Source organism: Staphylococcus sp. GDY8P126P (assembly GCF_017891965.1).
GTDB classification, from domain to species: Bacteria; Bacillota; Bacilli; order Staphylococcales; family Staphylococcaceae; genus Staphylococcus; species Staphylococcus saprophyticus.
In genome coordinates, this window is record NZ_JAESKG010000003.1 from 71,099 (window position 1) to 88,161 (window position 17,063).

Consider the following 17,063-nt stretch of genomic DNA (forward strand, 5'->3'; position numbering starts at 1 on the left):
CAAGAAAGGTGCATCATAATATGAATAGTGACATCCACTACAGAAAATTTATCTTTCCCATATTGATTGGTATCATTATCTGGCTACTTACCCCAATTAGACCAGAAGGCTTAGATGTTGGCGCATGGCATATGTTTGCAATTTTTGTAGCAACAATTATTGGTTGTATTACACAACCACTTCCAATAGGCGCCGTTGCAATGATTGGTTTTACACTCGCGGTATTAACGCAAACCGTTAAGATAGACACGGCAGTTTCTGGATTTGGAAATAGTAGTATTTGGCTTATAGCAATGGCATTTTTTATTTCAAGAGGATTTGTAAAAACAGGTCTAGGCCGACGCATCGCCTTACAATTTGTTAAATTATTTGGTAAGAAAACTTTAGGCTTGGGCTATTCATTGATTGGTGTAGATTTAATCTTAGCACCTGCCACACCAAGTAATACAGCACGTGCTGGTGGTATTATGTTTCCAATCATTAATGCACTTTCCCGTTCATTTGGATCAAAACCTGAAGATGGTACCCAACGTAAAATGGGTGGATTCCTTATCTTTACAGAATTCCACGGCAACCTTATTACAGCTGCCATGTTTCTTACTGCTATGGCAGGCAACCCTTTGGCTCAATCTTTAGCGAAACATCAAGGCGTAGATATTACCTGGATGCAATGGTTTATTGCAGCACTCATCCCTGGTATCATATCGTTAATCCTTGTGCCATTAATTATTTATAAAATGTATCCTCCAGAAATTAAAGAAACTGCTAATGCGAAATCTTGGGCTCAAAACGAGCTTAAAGATATGGGTAAAATGGCGACCAGTGAAAAATTTATGGTTAGCATCTTTCTCGTTGCACTTGCACTTTGGGTATTAGGTAGCACGTTAAATATCAATGCGACATTAACCGCTTTTATCGCACTATCCTTATTACTCATTACCGGTGTCCTTGCTTGGAGTGACGTACTCAAAGAAACTGGTGCTTGGAATACATTAGTATGGTTCTCAATATTAGTAATGATGGCTAATCAACTTAATGAACTGGGCTTTATTCCTTGGCTAAGTAAGTCTATCTCAGGTAGTTTAGGAGGTCTTAGTTGGCCAATCGTGTTAGTACTATTAATCTTATTCTACTTCTATTCTCATTATTTATTTGCTAGTTCAACCGCGCATGTAAGTGCTATGTACTCAGCATTATTAGGCGTCGCTATCGCTACTGGTGCACCACCACTTTTCAGTGCGTTAATGTTAGGTTTCTTCGGTAATTTAATGGCATCTACTACACATTATAGTAGTGGTCCTGCACCTATTTTATATTCAGCAGGCTATGTTTCTCAAAATCGATGGTGGACGATGAATGCCGTACTTGCGATATTTTACTTTATTGTATGGTTAGGTATCGGCTCTTTATGGATGAAACTCATCGGCCTTATGTAACTATAAAGCCCTATGTTATGATTTCAACGACATGATTAATGCTAAAGTCATGTAAATGTTTGAAATATAACATAGGGCCTTTATTTTTATTTTAACTGTTACACCATGCTTCTGCTGTTGTCACATCTGCATAACGCGTTAATATTTTGTCGATTAAAAATTGATGTTTTTCTACATCTTGATCGGCCATTGCATCTGATAATAGCGTTAGCTTATAATCTTTGTCTGCCGCTTCAACTGCTGTAGATAATACGACACCGCTTGTACTCACACCTGTAAGTACAAGATGATCAACTTGCAAACCGCGTAATAACACCTCTAAATTACTACCAGTAAACGCACTTAATCGATGCTTCGTTACAAGGGGTTCCTTTGCTTGGCGATTCAACGCTTCAACAATTTGAGTTGATTCATCTTGTTTATTCATAGGCACGCCTTTTGCTTTCATTTGCGAAAACATTTTATTATTTGGTGAAACTTCCATATATTCCCCTGTAAACGCAACACGTACAAAAATGACTGGCATACTATTACGACGTGCAGTCTCAATTACTTTTTGATTATTAGCTATTATATTTTCTTTTTGCTGCAAACCATTTACAATACCATTTTGCATATCCATCACTATCAACGCTTGATGATTCATTATGATCGCCACCTTTTCTATTATCCATATATTATAGTCTAGATTGACTTCATTTTCTAAAATTGAAATCGCCACAAGCCATCTACACTTTGTATCATGTATAACAAATGGTGACTTATATTGGGAAATTATTTAAAAATATTATTTAATAAGTCTCGACCCGCTACCACACCTGCTTGAGTCATTTCGTGACTATTCACCCAAACTTGCGTGACATTTGCACCACGGTTTTCGAATAAATCAATGACATTTTGACTATCTTTGCTTGTAACAATTGGGTCATGTTCACCCATTGAAAGTAATACATGCATACCACTTAAATCTTTATCATTCGCATCATTCACCGGATAAAGTGGTGCATATAACAGTGCTGTTTGAAATGAAATGTCCTGATGTAAAATCATGCTGATTGCAATATTAGAACCGTTTGAAAAACCTACAGGAATTGCTAGCGATAAATCAAAACCATAGCGTTCAGCAGCTTCTTTTAAAAATGCAATGAGTCTATCTGTTCGAAAGTTTAAATCCTCTATATCGTATTGTCCTTCACCGTGACGTTTGAAGAAACGGTTCATTCCATTCTCAGATACTTCACCTCTTATACTTAACACATTATACTTAGGGTTAAGTAGCTGACTTAATGGTAATAAATCACTTTCATCTCCACCTGTCCCGTGTAGTAAAATCAATGTAGGTGCATTTGCTTCACCTTCTCTAAAAATATGTTCCATATCAAGTGTGCCTCCTCTTATATCTATTTTCTATATACGAATAGGTGGTAGCAATTGAAGTATCGTTTCTCTTCTGTCTTCAAATTGAGGTGGTAATACTAAATGCGTACCTAATGTTTCAAATCGTTCATCAACTGTAAAACCAGGGCCTTCTGTCGCAAATTCAAAGATAATGCCACCCTGCTCTTTCATATAAATAGCTTTGAAATAGTTGCGATCTTTAACGTCAGTCACATGATAACCTTTACCAGTCATTTTAACTAACCATTCTCGTTGTACTTTATCAGTTGGAACTGACCAAGCAATGTGATGAACAACACCAACACCCCAACGAACATTCATTTGAGCGCTTTCTTTTTTGATAATCACATGATGTTGCCAATGGCCTTTTGTTTCAACATGTACCACATTGTCATCTTCGTTCACTTTATGAAGACCCATATCGTTTACTAGTGTATTCAACGTTGCCTTAGGATGACTAGATAATAAAGTCACCCCATGAAATCCAATGATACTCTGTGTGTCAGTTTGGTCGTTATCGTCATCTGCTTCAACTAATGCTAAAGGTAAGTCATGTGTATCGTTAAATTCTAATGTTTCACGATCAAACAATCTAGTTTCTACTACTTCAATTTGATGTGCTTGTAAATGTGCTTTCCAAATATCCCTTGAGTTTTTAGGTATTCTAAAAGCAATGCGTTCGACTTGCCCATTTCCTTTACGACCTTTATGTGCATTTGGCCAATTGAAAAACGTTAAAATCGTACCATTTTCAATATTTCCATTTGAGAAGTAAAGATGATAAGTGGATGGATCATCATAATTAACCGTTTTTTTAATTAATTTTAGATTTAATACATCTCTGTAAAATCGAATATTTTCTTCTGGATTACCTACAATTGCTGAAATATGATGAATATGTTGAATTGCTTCCATAAAATTACCTCCTTAAATATTTGAATTTAAATTTCCCTTTATATCTTATGCTATGGTGGTTTACTCTAACCAAAAGTCCTTTTATCTGCTTGTATCAAACGGACGTATTTCTGATTCAATATAGGCTCTTTGTGGTTCTAGAAATGGTGGTAAAGCTAGACTTTCACCCAATGTTTCATAAGGCTCATCACCCATAAATCCAGGTCCATCTGTAGAAACTTCAATTAATATATGTCCTATTCGTGCATATAACGCTTCAAAATAAAATCGATCTACTAAACCAGAATTACCGATACCTAATGTTTGATATTTTTCTAACCATTGTACGATTGTTGCATGATCTTTTAGTCTAAATGATACATGATGCACCTCACCATAACCTTGTCTTGCTTCAGGTCCATCTGTATCTTTCCTTAAGATAACTTGACCCCCATTACCCCCTTCACCGACTTCTAAAATGGCTACTCCGTCTTCTTTAGTTAAGACTGTCATGCCAAATACATCTTCAAGTATTTTCATAAAATCTTCAAAATAACTCACGGTAATTTCGATAGGACCTAGACCATAGATTGCTTTATCCATTGGTACTGGACCATTTTTCCATGGTTTACCTGGTGCCACACCTTTATTATGCTCATCAGACACCAGTTGGTAACTTTGACCATCTACCTCTTCAAACGGTAATACCTTTGTACCAAAGAGTGATTGTATACCCTCATGTTTAATATTAAATTCGTCAAATCGTTGCTCATAATATTCCAACGCTTCATCGTTTGGCACTCTAAATGAAGGACGTGTAATTGAATTTGTACCTGCTGCCCCTTTAGGAATATTAGGAAAATCAAAGAATGTCATATCCGTTCCAGGCGAGCCTTCGTCATCCGCAAAAAATGTATGATACGTATAAATATCATCTTGATTTACTGTTTTCTTAACGAGTCTCATACCTAATACTTCTGTGAAAAATTGATAGTTTCTTTCCGCATCATCTGTCATTGCTGTGACATGATGAATACCTAATAATTGGTTATTTGTCATAATAAACGCCTCTCTCTTATAATTATCTCGATTTCGAAGTAATTTTTGATAAAAATTTTAAGTGCCCTTTTATTCAATCGGTTGAGCACTTAATTTTTTTAAAGCTGTTTGTAATACCGTTATTTCTTCATCTGTTAGTACTGAAAAAGTAGATTCTAATGTTGATGCATGATCTGGGAATATTTCATCCATCATACTACGTCCCTTATCGGTTAAAGATGCATTCGTCACACGCTTATCTTTCTCATTACGTTGTCTAACTACACAGCCTTTTTCTTCTAATTTATCTACGACATACGTAATACTACTACTTGCTATTAATACACGATTACCGATGCGTTGAATGGGTTGGTCACCTTTATTGTAAAGCAGCTCCATTACAGCAAATTCTGTTACATTTAATCCATAACGTTGCACATCTGTTTTAACGATTTTCATTAGATGATCTAAGGTTCGATTTAAACCAACAAATGTATTTAAAGATATTTGTGTACGATCCACTTTATTCACCTACTCCCTAAATTTATTTCGAATTCGAGATAAATTATAATGGGCTATTCACTTTCTGTCAACATATAAGTATAAAAAATATATCACCCGCTCCAAATTTAGCATTAGTCCGTTTTAAGCACTTTCAGTTGGACATATAAAATAATATATTGAATGTACGTTTCAATGAAAATCAAGCGTTCGGTTTTTCAACATTACTTAAGTGTTATGTATATATTGTGGAGGTGTCACAATTGAATCAATTATTTATAAACAATGAATTTATAGCAAGTAAATCTACTGACACAATGGATGTTATCAACCCTGCAACAAGAGAAAAAAATAGATACGATTACATTTGCAACGGAAGCCGAAGTCAATGATGCTGTAGAAAAATCCAAACAAGCTCAATTAGAATGGGAAAAAACACCAGAGCCTACACGCGCTGATCATGTTAAATTGCTCATTCCATTATTAGAACAAAACAAAGATACATTAGCTGAACTTTATGTTAAAGAGCAAGGTAAAACCTTAGCTTCAGCAAAAGGTGAAATTGATAGAGCTATTCAATTCATTGACTATATGACTGGATTGAGTATGAATAATAAAGGAGAAGTTTTACAAAATAGTCGTGAAAATGAAACCATTTTACTAACGAAAAACCGATTGGAGTAACTGCAGGCATTGTACCTTGGAATGCGCCAATTATGGTCTTGATGAGAAAAGTGATTCCTGCTGTTATTACTGGTTGCTCTGTTGTCATTAAACCAAGTGAAGCAACTTCTTTAATTACATTAAAAATCGCAGAATTACTACGTGCCTCAACGATACCTGCTGGCCTAGTACAAATATTACCAGGTACAGGTGAAACTGTAGGAACGCAACTAGCACAACATCCTGATATCCAACTCATTTCATTAACCGGTAGTATGCGCGCTGGCAAGTCTGTCTATGCTGAAAGTGCCTCTACAGTCAAAAAAGTGAACTTAGAGCTTGGAGGTAACGCGCCAGTTATCGTTACACCAAATTCTGACTTAGATAAAGCCGTTAATTATATTGTTACAGCAAGAATAAATAATGCTGGTCAAGTTTGCACTTGTCCTGAGCGTATTTTTGTCCACCAAGATGTTCACGATACATTTATCGACAAATTGAAAGCTCAAATGGAACAATTAACAGTCGGCGATCCGTTTGATGAATCTACAGATTATGGTGCCATTATTAATCAACAACAACTTGACAGTATAGATGACAAAGTACAAAATGCTGTATAAAATGGTGCTCAATAAATCACTGGTGTTCATAAAATTAAGCGTTCTGGTTTCTTTTATGCTCCTACTATTTTAGATCATATCAATCCCGAAGACAGTGCGTTCAAAGAAGAAATATTCGGTCCTGTTTTACCAATTGTGACATATTCTGAATTTGAACATGCGCTTAACCAAGCCAATGATACGAATGCAGGCTTATCATCATATATCTTTTCTGAAAACTTAAAAGAAATTATGTTAGCTACTGAAAAACTTAAATTTGTTGAAGTTTCTGCCAATTGTGAAGCCGAAGAAGTAGTTAATGGTTTTCATGCTGGTTGGAGAGAATCTGGCTTAGGTGGCGCTGATGGTATTCATGGCTTAGAAGAGTATTATAATACAACTGTTTCTTATATTAGATATGATTAACTAACTTAGACCATGCCTTTTGTTAATACCGACTATTATTTTTATAATATAAGTTCATTAGATTGATACTGACGGAAAAGTGCTCAAAATAAAAAAGGTGCACATAGCTTATTTATGACAGTTCATAAATGGTTATGCGCGCCTTTTTCTAATTAATGATTTAATGCTTTATCCAATGATTTAATATTTTCTTTCATAAGTGATTGATAGGTTATATCTTTATCATTCATTTCTTTTTTAGATAGTGTAGCCATATTGTGCAAGCTAAGCGGTGTTGTGTTAGATTCTTTCTGAATAACATCTGTTACTTTAGAAGAGATGTTTTGTTCATAAAGCACATATGGTTGTTTTGTATCATCAATGCGCTTAACAATAGCCATTAAATCCCTTTGACTAGGTTCTTCATTATTCATACCACTGACACCTTCTTGCTTAAATCCATAACGATTGGCTAAATAACCAATAGAATCATGCGAAATCACTACTGTATCTCGTTTAGGATTTGAAGTAATATCTTTCATTTCATGATTAATATCATCCAAATCAGCAATAAGTTGTTTATAACGTTTTTCATAATATGCTTTATGGCGTGAATCTTTTTTCACTAAGTCATCCTTAATCGCTTTCACCATCTTTTTGTTTAGAACTGGGTCTAGCCAAATATGTGGATCTTTGCTACCCTCTTCGTGATCATGCCCTTCATGTTCATCGTGTTCTTCATGCGCTTCGTGTCCTTCGTGCTCATGGTCATGTTCATGATTTGATAATAAATCAGCTTGCTTTAAATTCGCTGCTACAGGTAATTTTAGATGCTCATTATTGATTGAGCCCGCAATTTTTTTAGCGACAGGATCCATATCTTGATTAGAATAAATAAATAAATCGCTCTTAGCAATATTCACCATTTCTTTTTGTGTTGGCTCAAAAGAATGCATATCTGCGCCAGGCGGATAAATTGATTCAACATCTACATATTTGCCACCAATTTGCTCCGTAAAACTTTGAAAAGCAAAAGCTGTTGTATATATTTTAAGTTTATTATTTGTACTGACGTCTTTTTTCTCACTTTTATTGATGTTACCACACGCACTTAATGTAATCATCATTACACATGTCAGCATGATTATTATACTTTTCTTCAAAAAACGCCCCTCCAAATCGAAATTATTTCGTTAAAACTATAAACTTATTTTTGCAATATTTCAATGCTTTTAACTCAATCTATTACATTTCTTCTCATTTCATTCAATCACAAATTGTTTAATAGTCGCTAAAATGTGATATTTAATAACTATAGACAAAAATTAAGGAGCGATATTATGGCTGAAATTAAACAAGGTACAAACAAATTTTACATTGGTGATGACGAAAATAATCCACAAGCTCAAATTACTTTTAACCAACAAAATGATAATCAAATCGATATTGACCACACTGGTGTACCAGAAGAAATGGGTGGCCAAGGTATTGGTTCTCAGTTAGTTAAAGCTGTTGTTGATTACGCACGTGACAATAATTTAAAAGTATCTGCTACATGTCCATTTGCTAAAAGCGTTATTGAAAAACATGATGAATATCAAGATGTGTATGTCGGTTAATCAAACATTGGACCTATTAATATAGGCATAGGACATCGAGTTTCACACTCGTCATCCTATGCCTATACTTATATTTAAATTAATTATGATAACAGTTTTATCCATTCTGTAATAAATACATATTATGATAAATACCTTTTTGTGCTATCAATTGTGCATGCGTACCACGTTCAACAATTTCCCCTTTATTTAATACAAATATTTGATCAGCATCTTGAATTGTAGATAATCGGTGGGCAATCGCTAATGTCGTACGGCCTTTTCTCATTTTATTCAAAGATTGTTGGATTTGTTCCTCTGTTTCTGAATCTATATTCGCTGTGGCTTCATCTAAAATTAGGATTTTAGGATTTGTTGCAATTGTTCTTGCAAAAGCAATCAACTGTCTTTCACCACTTGAAAATGCGCTACCTTTCTCAATCACTTTATGTTGATATTGATTTGGCAGTTTTTCAATAAAATGATTTGCATGAACAAACTCTGCTGCTGCTTTCACTTGTTCAAATGTCATTGAAGGATGATAAAGTTTAATATTTGAAGCTATCGTGCCATAGAACATAAAGGCATCTTGTAAAACCAAGCCAATTTTTTCTTTCAATTCTGTTTTTGGTATCTTTTTAATTGAATTGCCGTCTATTTTAATATCACCGCGATTGAATTCATAGAAACGCATGAAGAGATTGATGATAGAACTTTTACCAGAACCTGTATGACCGACAAGTGCAATCATTTCTCCTGGTTTCGCGGTCAAACTAATGTTTTTTAACACGTCTGTTTCTCCGTCATAACTAAAGCTCACATTGTCGAACTCGATTTCACCGGTCTCAATAGCATTGTCATTGTTTGCTTCTTGTTGTGGTTCATACGTATCATCATCGATGAGTGCAAACACTCTACTTGCTGAAACCAGCGCTTGTTGCAGTATATTTAAATTTTGACTTACTTGATTGATAGGTTCAAAAAAACGTTCCATATATTGTACAAAAGCAAACACCACACCTGCAGTGATGCCAGTAGTAAAGCTGATTACTCCAAAGTATCCAAGAATCATTACAACCGCAAAAATTGAAATAGAACTGATTGCAGGGCGAAGTAAAAGACTATCTAATTTAACAGTTTTTAACATATATTGATAATGTTCATCATTAATCTTATTAAATTCTTTATTTAATCGGCGTTCTTGATTAAAGGCTTGGATAATTTTCATGCCTTCTATAGATTCCGCTAACTTCGAATTTAAATCAGATAACCGTTGTCTTGACTTTGAAAATAAAAAAGCAGAATACTTTCTATAACTTGCTAATATTATCATTATGATAGGTAAAAAAATGAGCGCAATTAAAGCTAATTTGACATCTAACACAAACATCATGATGTAACTTGAAATCATCATAAAGAATGCCATTATAAATGTGGAAAAAACACCTACAATCATATCAACAATCGTTTCTGTATCATTTGTAAGTCGAGAAACAATGCTACCACCAGGTACTTTATCAAAGTATCTCATACCTAATTTACCCAGCTTATTAAATGCATCAATCCTTAATTGTTGAATTACTTTAAATGCTAAATATTGAAATAAATATTGGCTAAAGTAAAGGGTGATAGCGCCAATCAACTGTATGCTAATAAAAATAACAATCAACCATACCATTGTCTCTTTAGGAAAATGGCGTGGTGTTAAATAATCATCGATGAAAATTTTCACCATATAAGGTGTCATCATACTAGCAATCGTTGATAATATGAGCGTAATAAAGGCCAAAACAATAATCCATTTATAGGGTAAGGTGTATTTAAATAACCTAATGAGTGCGCTACCTTGATCTTTTGCTGTTAGATTAGCATTTTCAGTCATTTTCACCATCCCCTTTCGTTAGACTATCCAAGTTGCGAGACAGTTGCTCTTGTAATGCTTGAGCCTGGTAAGTATCATAATACCAACCTTTTTTACTCATCAGTGTTGCGTGATTACCACGCTCGATGATACGGCCTTCATTCATTACTATAATTAAATCGGCGTGTTTTACAGCACTCATTCTATGTGCCGTTATAATATTGGTCTTACCGCTTCTCAGATGTTCCAAATTTTCTAATATGGCTTCTTCTGTTTGTGCATCTACTGCTGATAATGAATCATCTAAAATGAGTATTTCTGGATTAACGAGTAGCGCACGTGCAATAGAAACACGTTGCTTTTGACCACCTGATAACGATACACCACGTTCGCCTACTACGGTTTGGTAATCTTTAGAAAATTGCATGATATCATCGTGAATGTGACTAAGCTTGCTAGCTTCAAATATTTTCTCATCGTCAATCGTTTCATTACTAAATGCAATATTATTACGTATGGTTGTTGAAAATAAAAAATGTTCTTGTGGCACATAACCAAATTGAGCTCTTAATGACTCAACATTGTAATCACGAATGGGATGTCCACCAAATTCAATATCTTGAGCGTGTTGTGTATCAAATTCTCGTAATAATAACCTAATTAATGCACTCTTACCTGAACCTGTACGACCAACAATACCAACTGTAGAACCTTCTTTAATTGTAAAATGAATATCATAAATACCTTGATCCTCATTACCCGGGAAATGAAACTGATTTATATTAAACCTTATATCCCCTTGAGGACGTTCATCAATGACATATGAAGTATCGATATCATTAGGTAGTTCGCCAATTTCCTCAATACGTTCATATGATGCTTTAGCTCTTTGGACAATATTAAAAAACAGGCCTAGCGCTAGTAAAGGCCATACCAGCATGCCAAGATATGTATTAAATGTGATTAACTGCCCCAAGCTGATATCATTATGAAAAACCATCTGCGCACCGAATGCAATTGATAAGAAATAACTCATACCTATGACTAAAGTAATCGTCGGATCAAAAAGTGCATCTATTTTTGATACTTTCAAATTTTTCGCAACAACATCATCACTTAAATGCTTAAAATCCGCCTGATCACTTGGTTCATAGCCAAATGTTTTAGTTACTTTAATACCTGCCACACTCTCTTGTGTCTTATCATTTAGTTTACTAAACGCAGCTTGTGCTTTTTTAAATCCTTTACTTAGTAGCGAACCATAAATGCTGGTAAGCAATACCATAAATGGAAGTGGAATCATGGCAATTAACGTTAATTTCCAACTGACTGTTGTTGCCATCGTGATAATGACTGTGCCACCAGTTATCAACGAATCTGCAATCATTAAAATACCTGCACCTGCAGCATTTTGAACAGCTCTGATATCATTCGTAGCATGTGCCATCAGATCACCCGTTCTTCTATTTTGGAAAAAGATAGCACTCATTTCTGTATATTTTTTATATAGATAGGTCCTTAATATCTTACCTAATTTTTGACTTGTTCCAAATATAGATAATCTCCATACATATCTGAGAACATAAGTTAATATTGCAGTAATAACAAGTATGAATAAATAAATGGCTAATAATCGAGGCGTTAATCTATTAGAAGTCATCTCATCAATTGTACGACCAATGATTTGAGGCGGTACAATTTCAATTAATGCGATTAACAATAAGGTGCCTAAGCCTATGAGATAACTCGTTTTTTGTTGTTTAAAAAACCAACCTAATTTCAAGAATACTTTCATCACGCCACCTCCATAAAATCATGATTTAATAACAAATCTATCAACTATTATGGACATCCATGCTTTATATCAGTCCATACAATACGTGTCTCATATTTTACCACAACTTAACATCTGTAAATAGAATGGATATATTACACACTAACTATCCACAGATTTCCATTGAATTTAAAAAATGAACTTGAGACATTTGCCATATCTCAAGTTCTAGCTTTGTATTATGCTATTGTTAACCTAGTTTGCATTTTTACGTTGTTTTTCCTGAAATTCATAAAACACTTGGAACAATAGTATTAACATAGCCGGATGATATGTTTCCGTTTCTATATACACATCGTGCCTGGAAGCAAATTTAAATCGCTCTGATTTTGTTTGCGTAATTTCTTGATTACGCTTTGTCACCTTTACACTTCTCGAAAAAAATCCTGACTGAAATTTTATTATACCTCCTTGAGTCCCTTCAAAATACATAGTTGGTTTGAGCCCCATTTTTGAACGAAATAGGCCTATGGGTTGATTATTCTTTTCAACTGTCCAGACTGTCTTAAAAGGTGTTTTAATAGCACCCTCTTGCAACACACGATAGGTATCTTGACCATCTGTAATCTCAAAGTTCTGCTTGTTATTACCTAAATATGCCATTGTTAGTTGTACAGCCGACGTATAAAACAGTTCGATGGTAAACACTACATCTTCTTTATCATTATAAATTTCTATCGCTGATCTAGAAGCATTGAAAAAGTTTTCTTTAAAATAATAGTGTGTCATCTATAACATCCTATTCTTTTGGATTTAAAACATTGTGTTATACCCATTTTACAAAAATGAATATTTTAATGCCACCAAATATATTTTTTATACTTTCCAAGCTTTGTGTATTGACTCAGTATATTTTTTATACTAGAATTCAACTTGTAATAATTATAAATACATGCAATGAATAAGGAGCTAAATTATGACTTTCCACGATAAAAATGCAACGCAAGTAACAAATATCACATTAAACGTCTCAGATTTGAAAAATATGATTAAATTCTACACACAAATTTTAGGGTTAACTATTAAACACGAAACAAATCATGCCGTTACCTTTAATGTCGGCGCACATGGACATACGCTAACACTAAATGAAATAGAAAACGGACGTCGTCCCTCTATGAGAGAATCAGGACTATTTCACATGGCGCTCTTATTACCTACGCGTCAAGATCTCGGTAATTTCTTATATCATGCTGCAAGTACAGGTGTTCAAGTTGGCGGTGGCGATCACCTTGTCAGTGAGGCGCTTTATTTTGCAGACCCTGAAGGTAATGGGATTGAAATTTATTATGATAGACCTAAAGCAGGTTGGATTTGGAATGACAATAAAGTGAAGATGGACACGCTCGAAGTCGATGCGAATGACTTAGTTGAACAAAGAAGTGAAAATGGATGGCAAGGTATGCCAGATGATGCAAAAATTGGTCACCTACACTTAAAAGCTGCTGATATAGGTCAATCCCGTCATTATTATCTCGACGAACTCGGCTTAGACCACGTTTCTGATTTACCACAGGCTGTATTTATGTCAACTAATCATTACCACCACCACATTGCTTTTAATACTTGGCAATCCAATATATTACGCCAAAACAATAGCCAAAGTTTAGGCTTAACACATATAGAAATATATAAACCAAATGCACAAGAAACACAATTTATTGGACCAGAAGGTTTCGAAATTTTAGTTCATAGCAATACACAACTCGTTGCTGATAAAGACTAATTGATGCTAGGAAGATGTTATGACATTGATTGCAAAAGCAGTGTTCATTCAAGTTGAATGCGCACTGCTTTTTATTGTTTTCAGAAACGATATCGGCGTTTCTTTTTGACTTATGATAAACATCTACTCTATATTAAATATATAATCATTTTTATTACTAAGTTAATAAATAAGGGATGTTATATTTATTATGAAAATTACTAAAATACTGAATAACAATGTGGTTATTTCAAAGATTAACAATGAAGAACGTATCGTCATGGGAAAAGGGATTCCCTGTGGCAAACAAAATGGTCAAGAGCTAGAAAAAGACAAAATTGATAAAGTTTTTAGACTCACAAGCGAAGAACAAGAACGTATGCTTACGTTACTTAATGAAATCGATCAAAATGTCTTATTAACGACTCAAGATATTATTATCAAAGCCAATCAGCTTTATGAAAAACCTATGTCAGAATCTATTTACCTATCACTAACGGACCACATAGATTACGCTATTAAAAGAACCAGAGAAGGTCACATTATTAAAAATCCATTATTATACGAAATCAACAGACTCTATCCTAAAGAATATGATTTATCAATAAACGCAGTTGAGACCATTAACCGCCGCTTTGATATTCAGTTACCTAAAGATGAGGCTGGATTTATTGCTATGCATATTGTCAACGCAAGTATGGATGAAAATATCGCAAATATATATGAAATCACAAAGATTACCAAAAGTATTTTAGATATTGTGCGCTATCACTTTAATTTACACATTAATGAAGATGCCCTAAGCTACTCCAGATTTATGACTCACCTCAAATTTTTCAGCCAAAGGTTAATTAACCATGAGTCACTAAACGAAGTGACTGATGAATCATTGCTACAAGTATTGCAACAAAAACATGTGAAATCCGATGCATGTGTAGATAAAATATCCTTACTTAGAAGCATCCCATTGGGGCTGGCAAATCGATCCAATCGGACTCAGAATCGTCTTAAATGAATTGTGGGACCGTTATAATAAACCGTTATTCATTGTTGAAAATGGGTTAGGTGCAAAAGACACTATTGAAGATGGCCAAATTCATGATAATTATCGCATTGATTATTTACAAAAACATATTGCTGAAGCAAAAAGAGCCGTTGAAGATGGCGTTGATTTAATGGGTTACCTTGCATGGGGGCCTATTGATTTAGTATCAATGTCAACGAGTGAAATGACTAAACGCTATGGCTTCATTTATGTAGATCAAGATGATTACGGTCAAGGTACTAAAAAACGTATTAAAAAAGATTCTTTTGACTGGTATAAAGCTTTAATTCAATCGAATGCACGTGATTTATAATATAAAAAGCTTGGTGCAACTGCACCAAGCTTTTCTTCATTTATTCTAACCATTCTACGATATCATCTTGTGTTTGGCGTACTTTATCTTTCGGTTCCGTTTCTCTATAACCAAAAGCCACCATAACAGATGGCGCAAAATGCGCTTCGTCTATAATGCCTTCATCAGTTAAAAATTGTGTGACCGCATCTAAATCAAAGCCTTCTATTGGACATGAATCGATATTTAATAATGCTGCACTTGTCATCATGTTACCCAGTGCAATATAAGTCTGTTTTCTCGCCCAATCTAATAAAGATTGGTCATTGTCATTAATGTGAAAGTTAGTTTGAAAATCATCAAATTTCTTTTCTGTAGCTGGAATGCTCGCTTCACTATATTTTTTTACATTTCTTATCATATGTTGTACGTAATCTGATTGTGAAGTTACATTTTTGCGTGCTAAAATTAATACAAAATGACTTGCTGTATCAAGTTGCCCTTGTGCACCCCAACTGATTGCTTTAAGTTTATCTCTAATTTCACGATTTTAAATAACTACAAATCTCCAAGGCTCTAAGCCTAGTGAACTGGGCGAAAGTCTCCCCGTTTCTAAAATTGTATTAAAATCACTCTCTGAAATTTTTTTGTTTGCATCAAAGCGTTTTGTTGCATGTCTAAAATTAAAAGCATCTAAAATCGTTTGTTGCATTTGAGTTATCACTTTTTGAAACCTACCTTTCAAATTAATCATTTATATATGTAGTGTAGCAATTTTGAAATTCGTATTAAAACAATATGTTTTATAACACAATCAAATCGGTTTGTTTAATACTTCGGATTCAATCACGCTTAACACACCTTGCTTATCATTCGAGGGTGCCACATGTTTTGCTGCTTCAAACAACGAATGATCTTCACTATTCTCCATCACATAACTATGCTCGGCTAATAGCAACATATCTAAATCATTATTTGCATCACCAAACGCCATTAATTCTGACGCGTCGAGTTGCCATGTGTTCAATAAACGTTTTAATGCGTTCCCTTTTGTTACACCAGGGATAATGATATCAATACTATCATGTCCACTAGATACAAATTCTAACTTACCATTAAAACGCGCTTTAAGATCCTCATCAAGTGTAGGATGCGTCACACGGTTTATGTTAAATGCTATCTTCACATACTCATCTTCGGGTAAGTGTTGTAAAGAATGAATTTCTTCTAATTGACGATAATAAAAATGTGCATCTTTTTTAAACGACTCAGGATTTTCCTTTAAAATATAGGCACTACTTAATCCGCATACAATTAAGTTATTGATACCTCTTTCAATATTTAAATAATCTACCACTTGCTGATAAAAGTCTCTATCGAATGTTTGATAATCATATAATTTATCCCCTTCATAAATAACCGCACCATTTTCTGCCACAAAGTACATCGCTCGTTCTCCGAAAATTGATTTCAATTTCGCATATTGGTTACCACTAGCAGCTATAAACTTAATCTGCTGCGTTTTTAATTGCTGAAATATACGTTCAAATCGTTCTTCATCGTATGTTTTTTGCGTATTTAAAAATGTACCATCCATATCAACTGCAATTGCTTTTATCATAGTGTCCCCTCAAATCTTTCAATTTATATGTTTATCTATTATTATATCGATATTGTAGTTTGATTCAAAGTAAATCCCTTACATAATAGCTGAATTCATAAAAAAACAGAGTCAAACAGCAATCTCTTTTAATAAGATTTCGCTTGTTCCACCCTGTAGGTATGAAACCATAT

General features: G+C 34.3%; 14 protein-coding genes and 3 pseudogenes. 6 read left to right on the forward strand and 11 right to left on the reverse strand.

The window, feature by feature from the left end; translation table 11 throughout:
• Nucleotides 1-20: 20 nt before the first annotated feature.
• A complete protein-coding gene (locus KA893_RS05695) occupies nt 21-1,436 on the forward strand; it encodes an anion permease (RefSeq protein WP_075339879.1) in 1,416 nt (471 codons plus the stop codon).
• A 91-nt stretch (nt 1,437-1,527) separates the two neighbouring features.
• Here the strand turns inward: KA893_RS05695 and KA893_RS05700 are convergent, their stop codons facing one another.
• The 5 genes from KA893_RS05700 to KA893_RS05720 all read right to left on the reverse strand — a co-directional run bounded on the left by KA893_RS05700 (nt 1,528) and on the right by KA893_RS05720 (nt 5,288).
• The gene (locus KA893_RS05700) at nt 1,528-2,082 is read right to left on the reverse strand and encodes a cysteine hydrolase family protein (RefSeq protein WP_129531105.1); all 555 of its coding nucleotides are present in this window, start codon (nt 2,080-2,082) and stop codon (nt 1,528-1,530) included.
• A gap of 128 nt (nt 2,083-2,210) precedes the next feature.
• Nucleotides 2,211-2,813, reverse strand: coding sequence for a methylhydroquinone degradation carboxylesterase MhqD (gene mhqD, locus KA893_RS05705; protein ID WP_069826151.1), 603 nt, complete (start codon nt 2,811-2,813; stop codon nt 2,211-2,213).
• 30 nt (nt 2,814-2,843) lie between these two features.
• Complete coding sequence (locus KA893_RS05710; protein WP_075339881.1) at nt 2,844-3,749, reverse strand: VOC family protein; 906 nt, start codon at nt 3,747-3,749, stop codon at nt 2,844-2,846.
• 81 nt (nt 3,750-3,830) lie between these two features.
• Nucleotides 3,831-4,787, reverse strand: a complete 957-nt coding sequence (mhqE, locus tag KA893_RS05715; RefSeq protein ID WP_041079308.1) for a ring-cleaving dioxygenase MhqE — start codon at nt 4,785-4,787, stop codon at nt 3,831-3,833.
• Between the two features lie 69 nt (nt 4,788-4,856).
• The gene (locus tag KA893_RS05720) at nt 4,857-5,288 is read right to left on the reverse strand and encodes a MarR family winged helix-turn-helix transcriptional regulator (protein ID WP_037537676.1); all 432 of its coding nucleotides are present in this window, start codon (nt 5,286-5,288) and stop codon (nt 4,857-4,859) included.
• A gap of 296 nt (nt 5,289-5,584) precedes the next feature.
• Between KA893_RS05720 and KA893_RS05725 the strand changes: the two are divergent.
• Nucleotides 5,585-6,955, forward strand: a pseudogene (locus KA893_RS05725) (aldehyde dehydrogenase family protein).
• 152 nt (nt 6,956-7,107) lie between these two features.
• Here the strand turns inward: KA893_RS05725 and KA893_RS05730 are convergent.
• Nucleotides 7,108-8,097, reverse strand: a complete 990-nt coding sequence (locus KA893_RS05730) for a metal ABC transporter solute-binding protein, Zn/Mn family (protein ID WP_075339882.1) — start codon at nt 8,095-8,097, stop codon at nt 7,108-7,110.
• 174 nt (nt 8,098-8,271) lie between these two features.
• On the opposite strand from KA893_RS05730, the gene KA893_RS05735 reads away from it, so the two are divergent.
• Nucleotides 8,272-8,553, forward strand: a complete 282-nt coding sequence (locus KA893_RS05735) for a GNAT family N-acetyltransferase (protein ID WP_172439371.1) — start codon at nt 8,272-8,274, stop codon at nt 8,551-8,553.
• A gap of 97 nt (nt 8,554-8,650) precedes the next feature.
• On the opposite strand, the gene KA893_RS05740 is transcribed toward KA893_RS05735, so the two are convergent.
• The 3 genes from KA893_RS05740 to KA893_RS05750 all read right to left on the reverse strand — a co-directional run bounded on the left by KA893_RS05740 (nt 8,651) and on the right by KA893_RS05750 (nt 12,956).
• Entirely contained in the window at nt 8,651-10,414 is a 1,764-nt protein-coding gene (locus KA893_RS05740) for an ABC transporter ATP-binding protein (protein WP_041079312.1), read from the reverse strand.
• Entirely contained in the window at nt 10,407-12,188 is a 1,782-nt protein-coding gene (locus tag KA893_RS05745; RefSeq protein WP_037537670.1) for an ABC transporter ATP-binding protein, read from the reverse strand. The genes KA893_RS05740 and KA893_RS05745 overlap by 8 nt, the downstream gene beginning before the upstream one ends.
• A 234-nt stretch (nt 12,189-12,422) precedes the next feature.
• Complete coding sequence (locus tag KA893_RS05750) at nt 12,423-12,956, reverse strand: tubby C-terminal domain-like protein (protein WP_075339883.1); 534 nt, start codon at nt 12,954-12,956, stop codon at nt 12,423-12,425.
• Between the two features lie 187 nt (nt 12,957-13,143).
• Here KA893_RS05750 and KA893_RS05755 point away from each other — a divergent pair, with 187 nt between their 5' ends.
• The 3 genes and pseudogenes from KA893_RS05755 to KA893_RS05765 form a co-directional block, all read left to right on the forward strand.
• A complete protein-coding gene (locus KA893_RS05755; RefSeq protein WP_002482342.1) occupies nt 13,144-13,953 on the forward strand; it encodes a VOC family protein in 810 nt (269 codons plus the stop codon).
• Nucleotides 13,954-14,143: 190 nt separating this feature from the next.
• On the forward strand, nt 14,144-14,947 hold the full coding sequence (locus KA893_RS05760) for a PRD domain-containing protein (RefSeq protein WP_081327054.1): 804 nt from the start codon (nt 14,144-14,146) through the stop codon (nt 14,945-14,947).
• Nucleotides 14,871-15,290 (forward strand): annotated as a pseudogene (locus tag KA893_RS05765) (family 1 glycosylhydrolase); the annotation flags it as partial. The gene KA893_RS05760 and the pseudogene KA893_RS05765, both read left to right, overlap by 77 nt.
• Nucleotides 15,291-15,330: 40 nt before the next feature.
• Here the strand turns inward: KA893_RS05765 and KA893_RS05770 are convergent.
• A pseudogene (locus tag KA893_RS05770) lies at nt 15,331-15,990 on the reverse strand (NAD(P)H-dependent oxidoreductase).
• 93 nt (nt 15,991-16,083) lie between these two features.
• Nucleotides 16,084-16,890: a Cof-type HAD-IIB family hydrolase gene (locus KA893_RS05775; RefSeq protein ID WP_069826147.1), complete on the reverse strand. Its 807-nt coding sequence runs from the start codon at nt 16,888-16,890 to the stop codon at nt 16,084-16,086.
• Nucleotides 16,891-17,063 lie beyond the last annotated feature (173 nt).

Bases quoted from the DNA above. Each gene is read 5' to 3' on its own strand.
- KA893_RS05710 (WP_075339881.1), bottom strand. From the start codon at position 3,749: ATGGAAGCAATTCAACATATTCATCATATTTCAGCAATTGTAGGTAAT.
- KA893_RS05750 (WP_075339883.1), bottom strand. From the start codon at position 12,956: ATGACACACTATTATTTTAAAGAAAACTTTTTCAATGCTTCTAGATCA.
- KA893_RS05755 (WP_002482342.1), top strand. From the start codon at position 13,144: ATGACTTTCCACGATAAAAATGCAACGCAAGTAACAAATATCACATTA.
- KA893_RS05700 (WP_129531105.1), bottom strand. From the start codon at position 2,082: ATGAATCATCAAGCGTTGATAGTGATGGATATGCAAAATGGTATTGTA.
- mhqD (WP_069826151.1), bottom strand. From the start codon at position 2,813: ATGGAACATATTTTTAGAGAAGGTGAAGCAAATGCACCTACATTGATT.
- KA893_RS05760 (WP_081327054.1), top strand. From the start codon at position 14,144: ATGAAAATTACTAAAATACTGAATAACAATGTGGTTATTTCAAAGATT.
- KA893_RS05745 (WP_037537670.1), bottom strand. From the start codon at position 12,188: ATGAAAGTATTCTTGAAATTAGGTTGGTTTTTTAAACAACAAAAAACG.
- mhqE (WP_041079308.1), bottom strand. From the start codon at position 4,787: ATGACAAATAACCAATTATTAGGTATTCATCATGTCACAGCAATGACA.
- KA893_RS05740 (WP_041079312.1), bottom strand. From the start codon at position 10,414: ATGACTGAAAATGCTAATCTAACAGCAAAAGATCAAGGTAGCGCACTC.
- KA893_RS05775 (WP_069826147.1), bottom strand. From the start codon at position 16,890: ATGATAAAAGCAATTGCAGTTGATATGGATGGTACATTTTTAAATACG.
- KA893_RS05695 (WP_075339879.1), top strand. From the start codon at position 21: ATGAATAGTGACATCCACTACAGAAAATTTATCTTTCCCATATTGATT.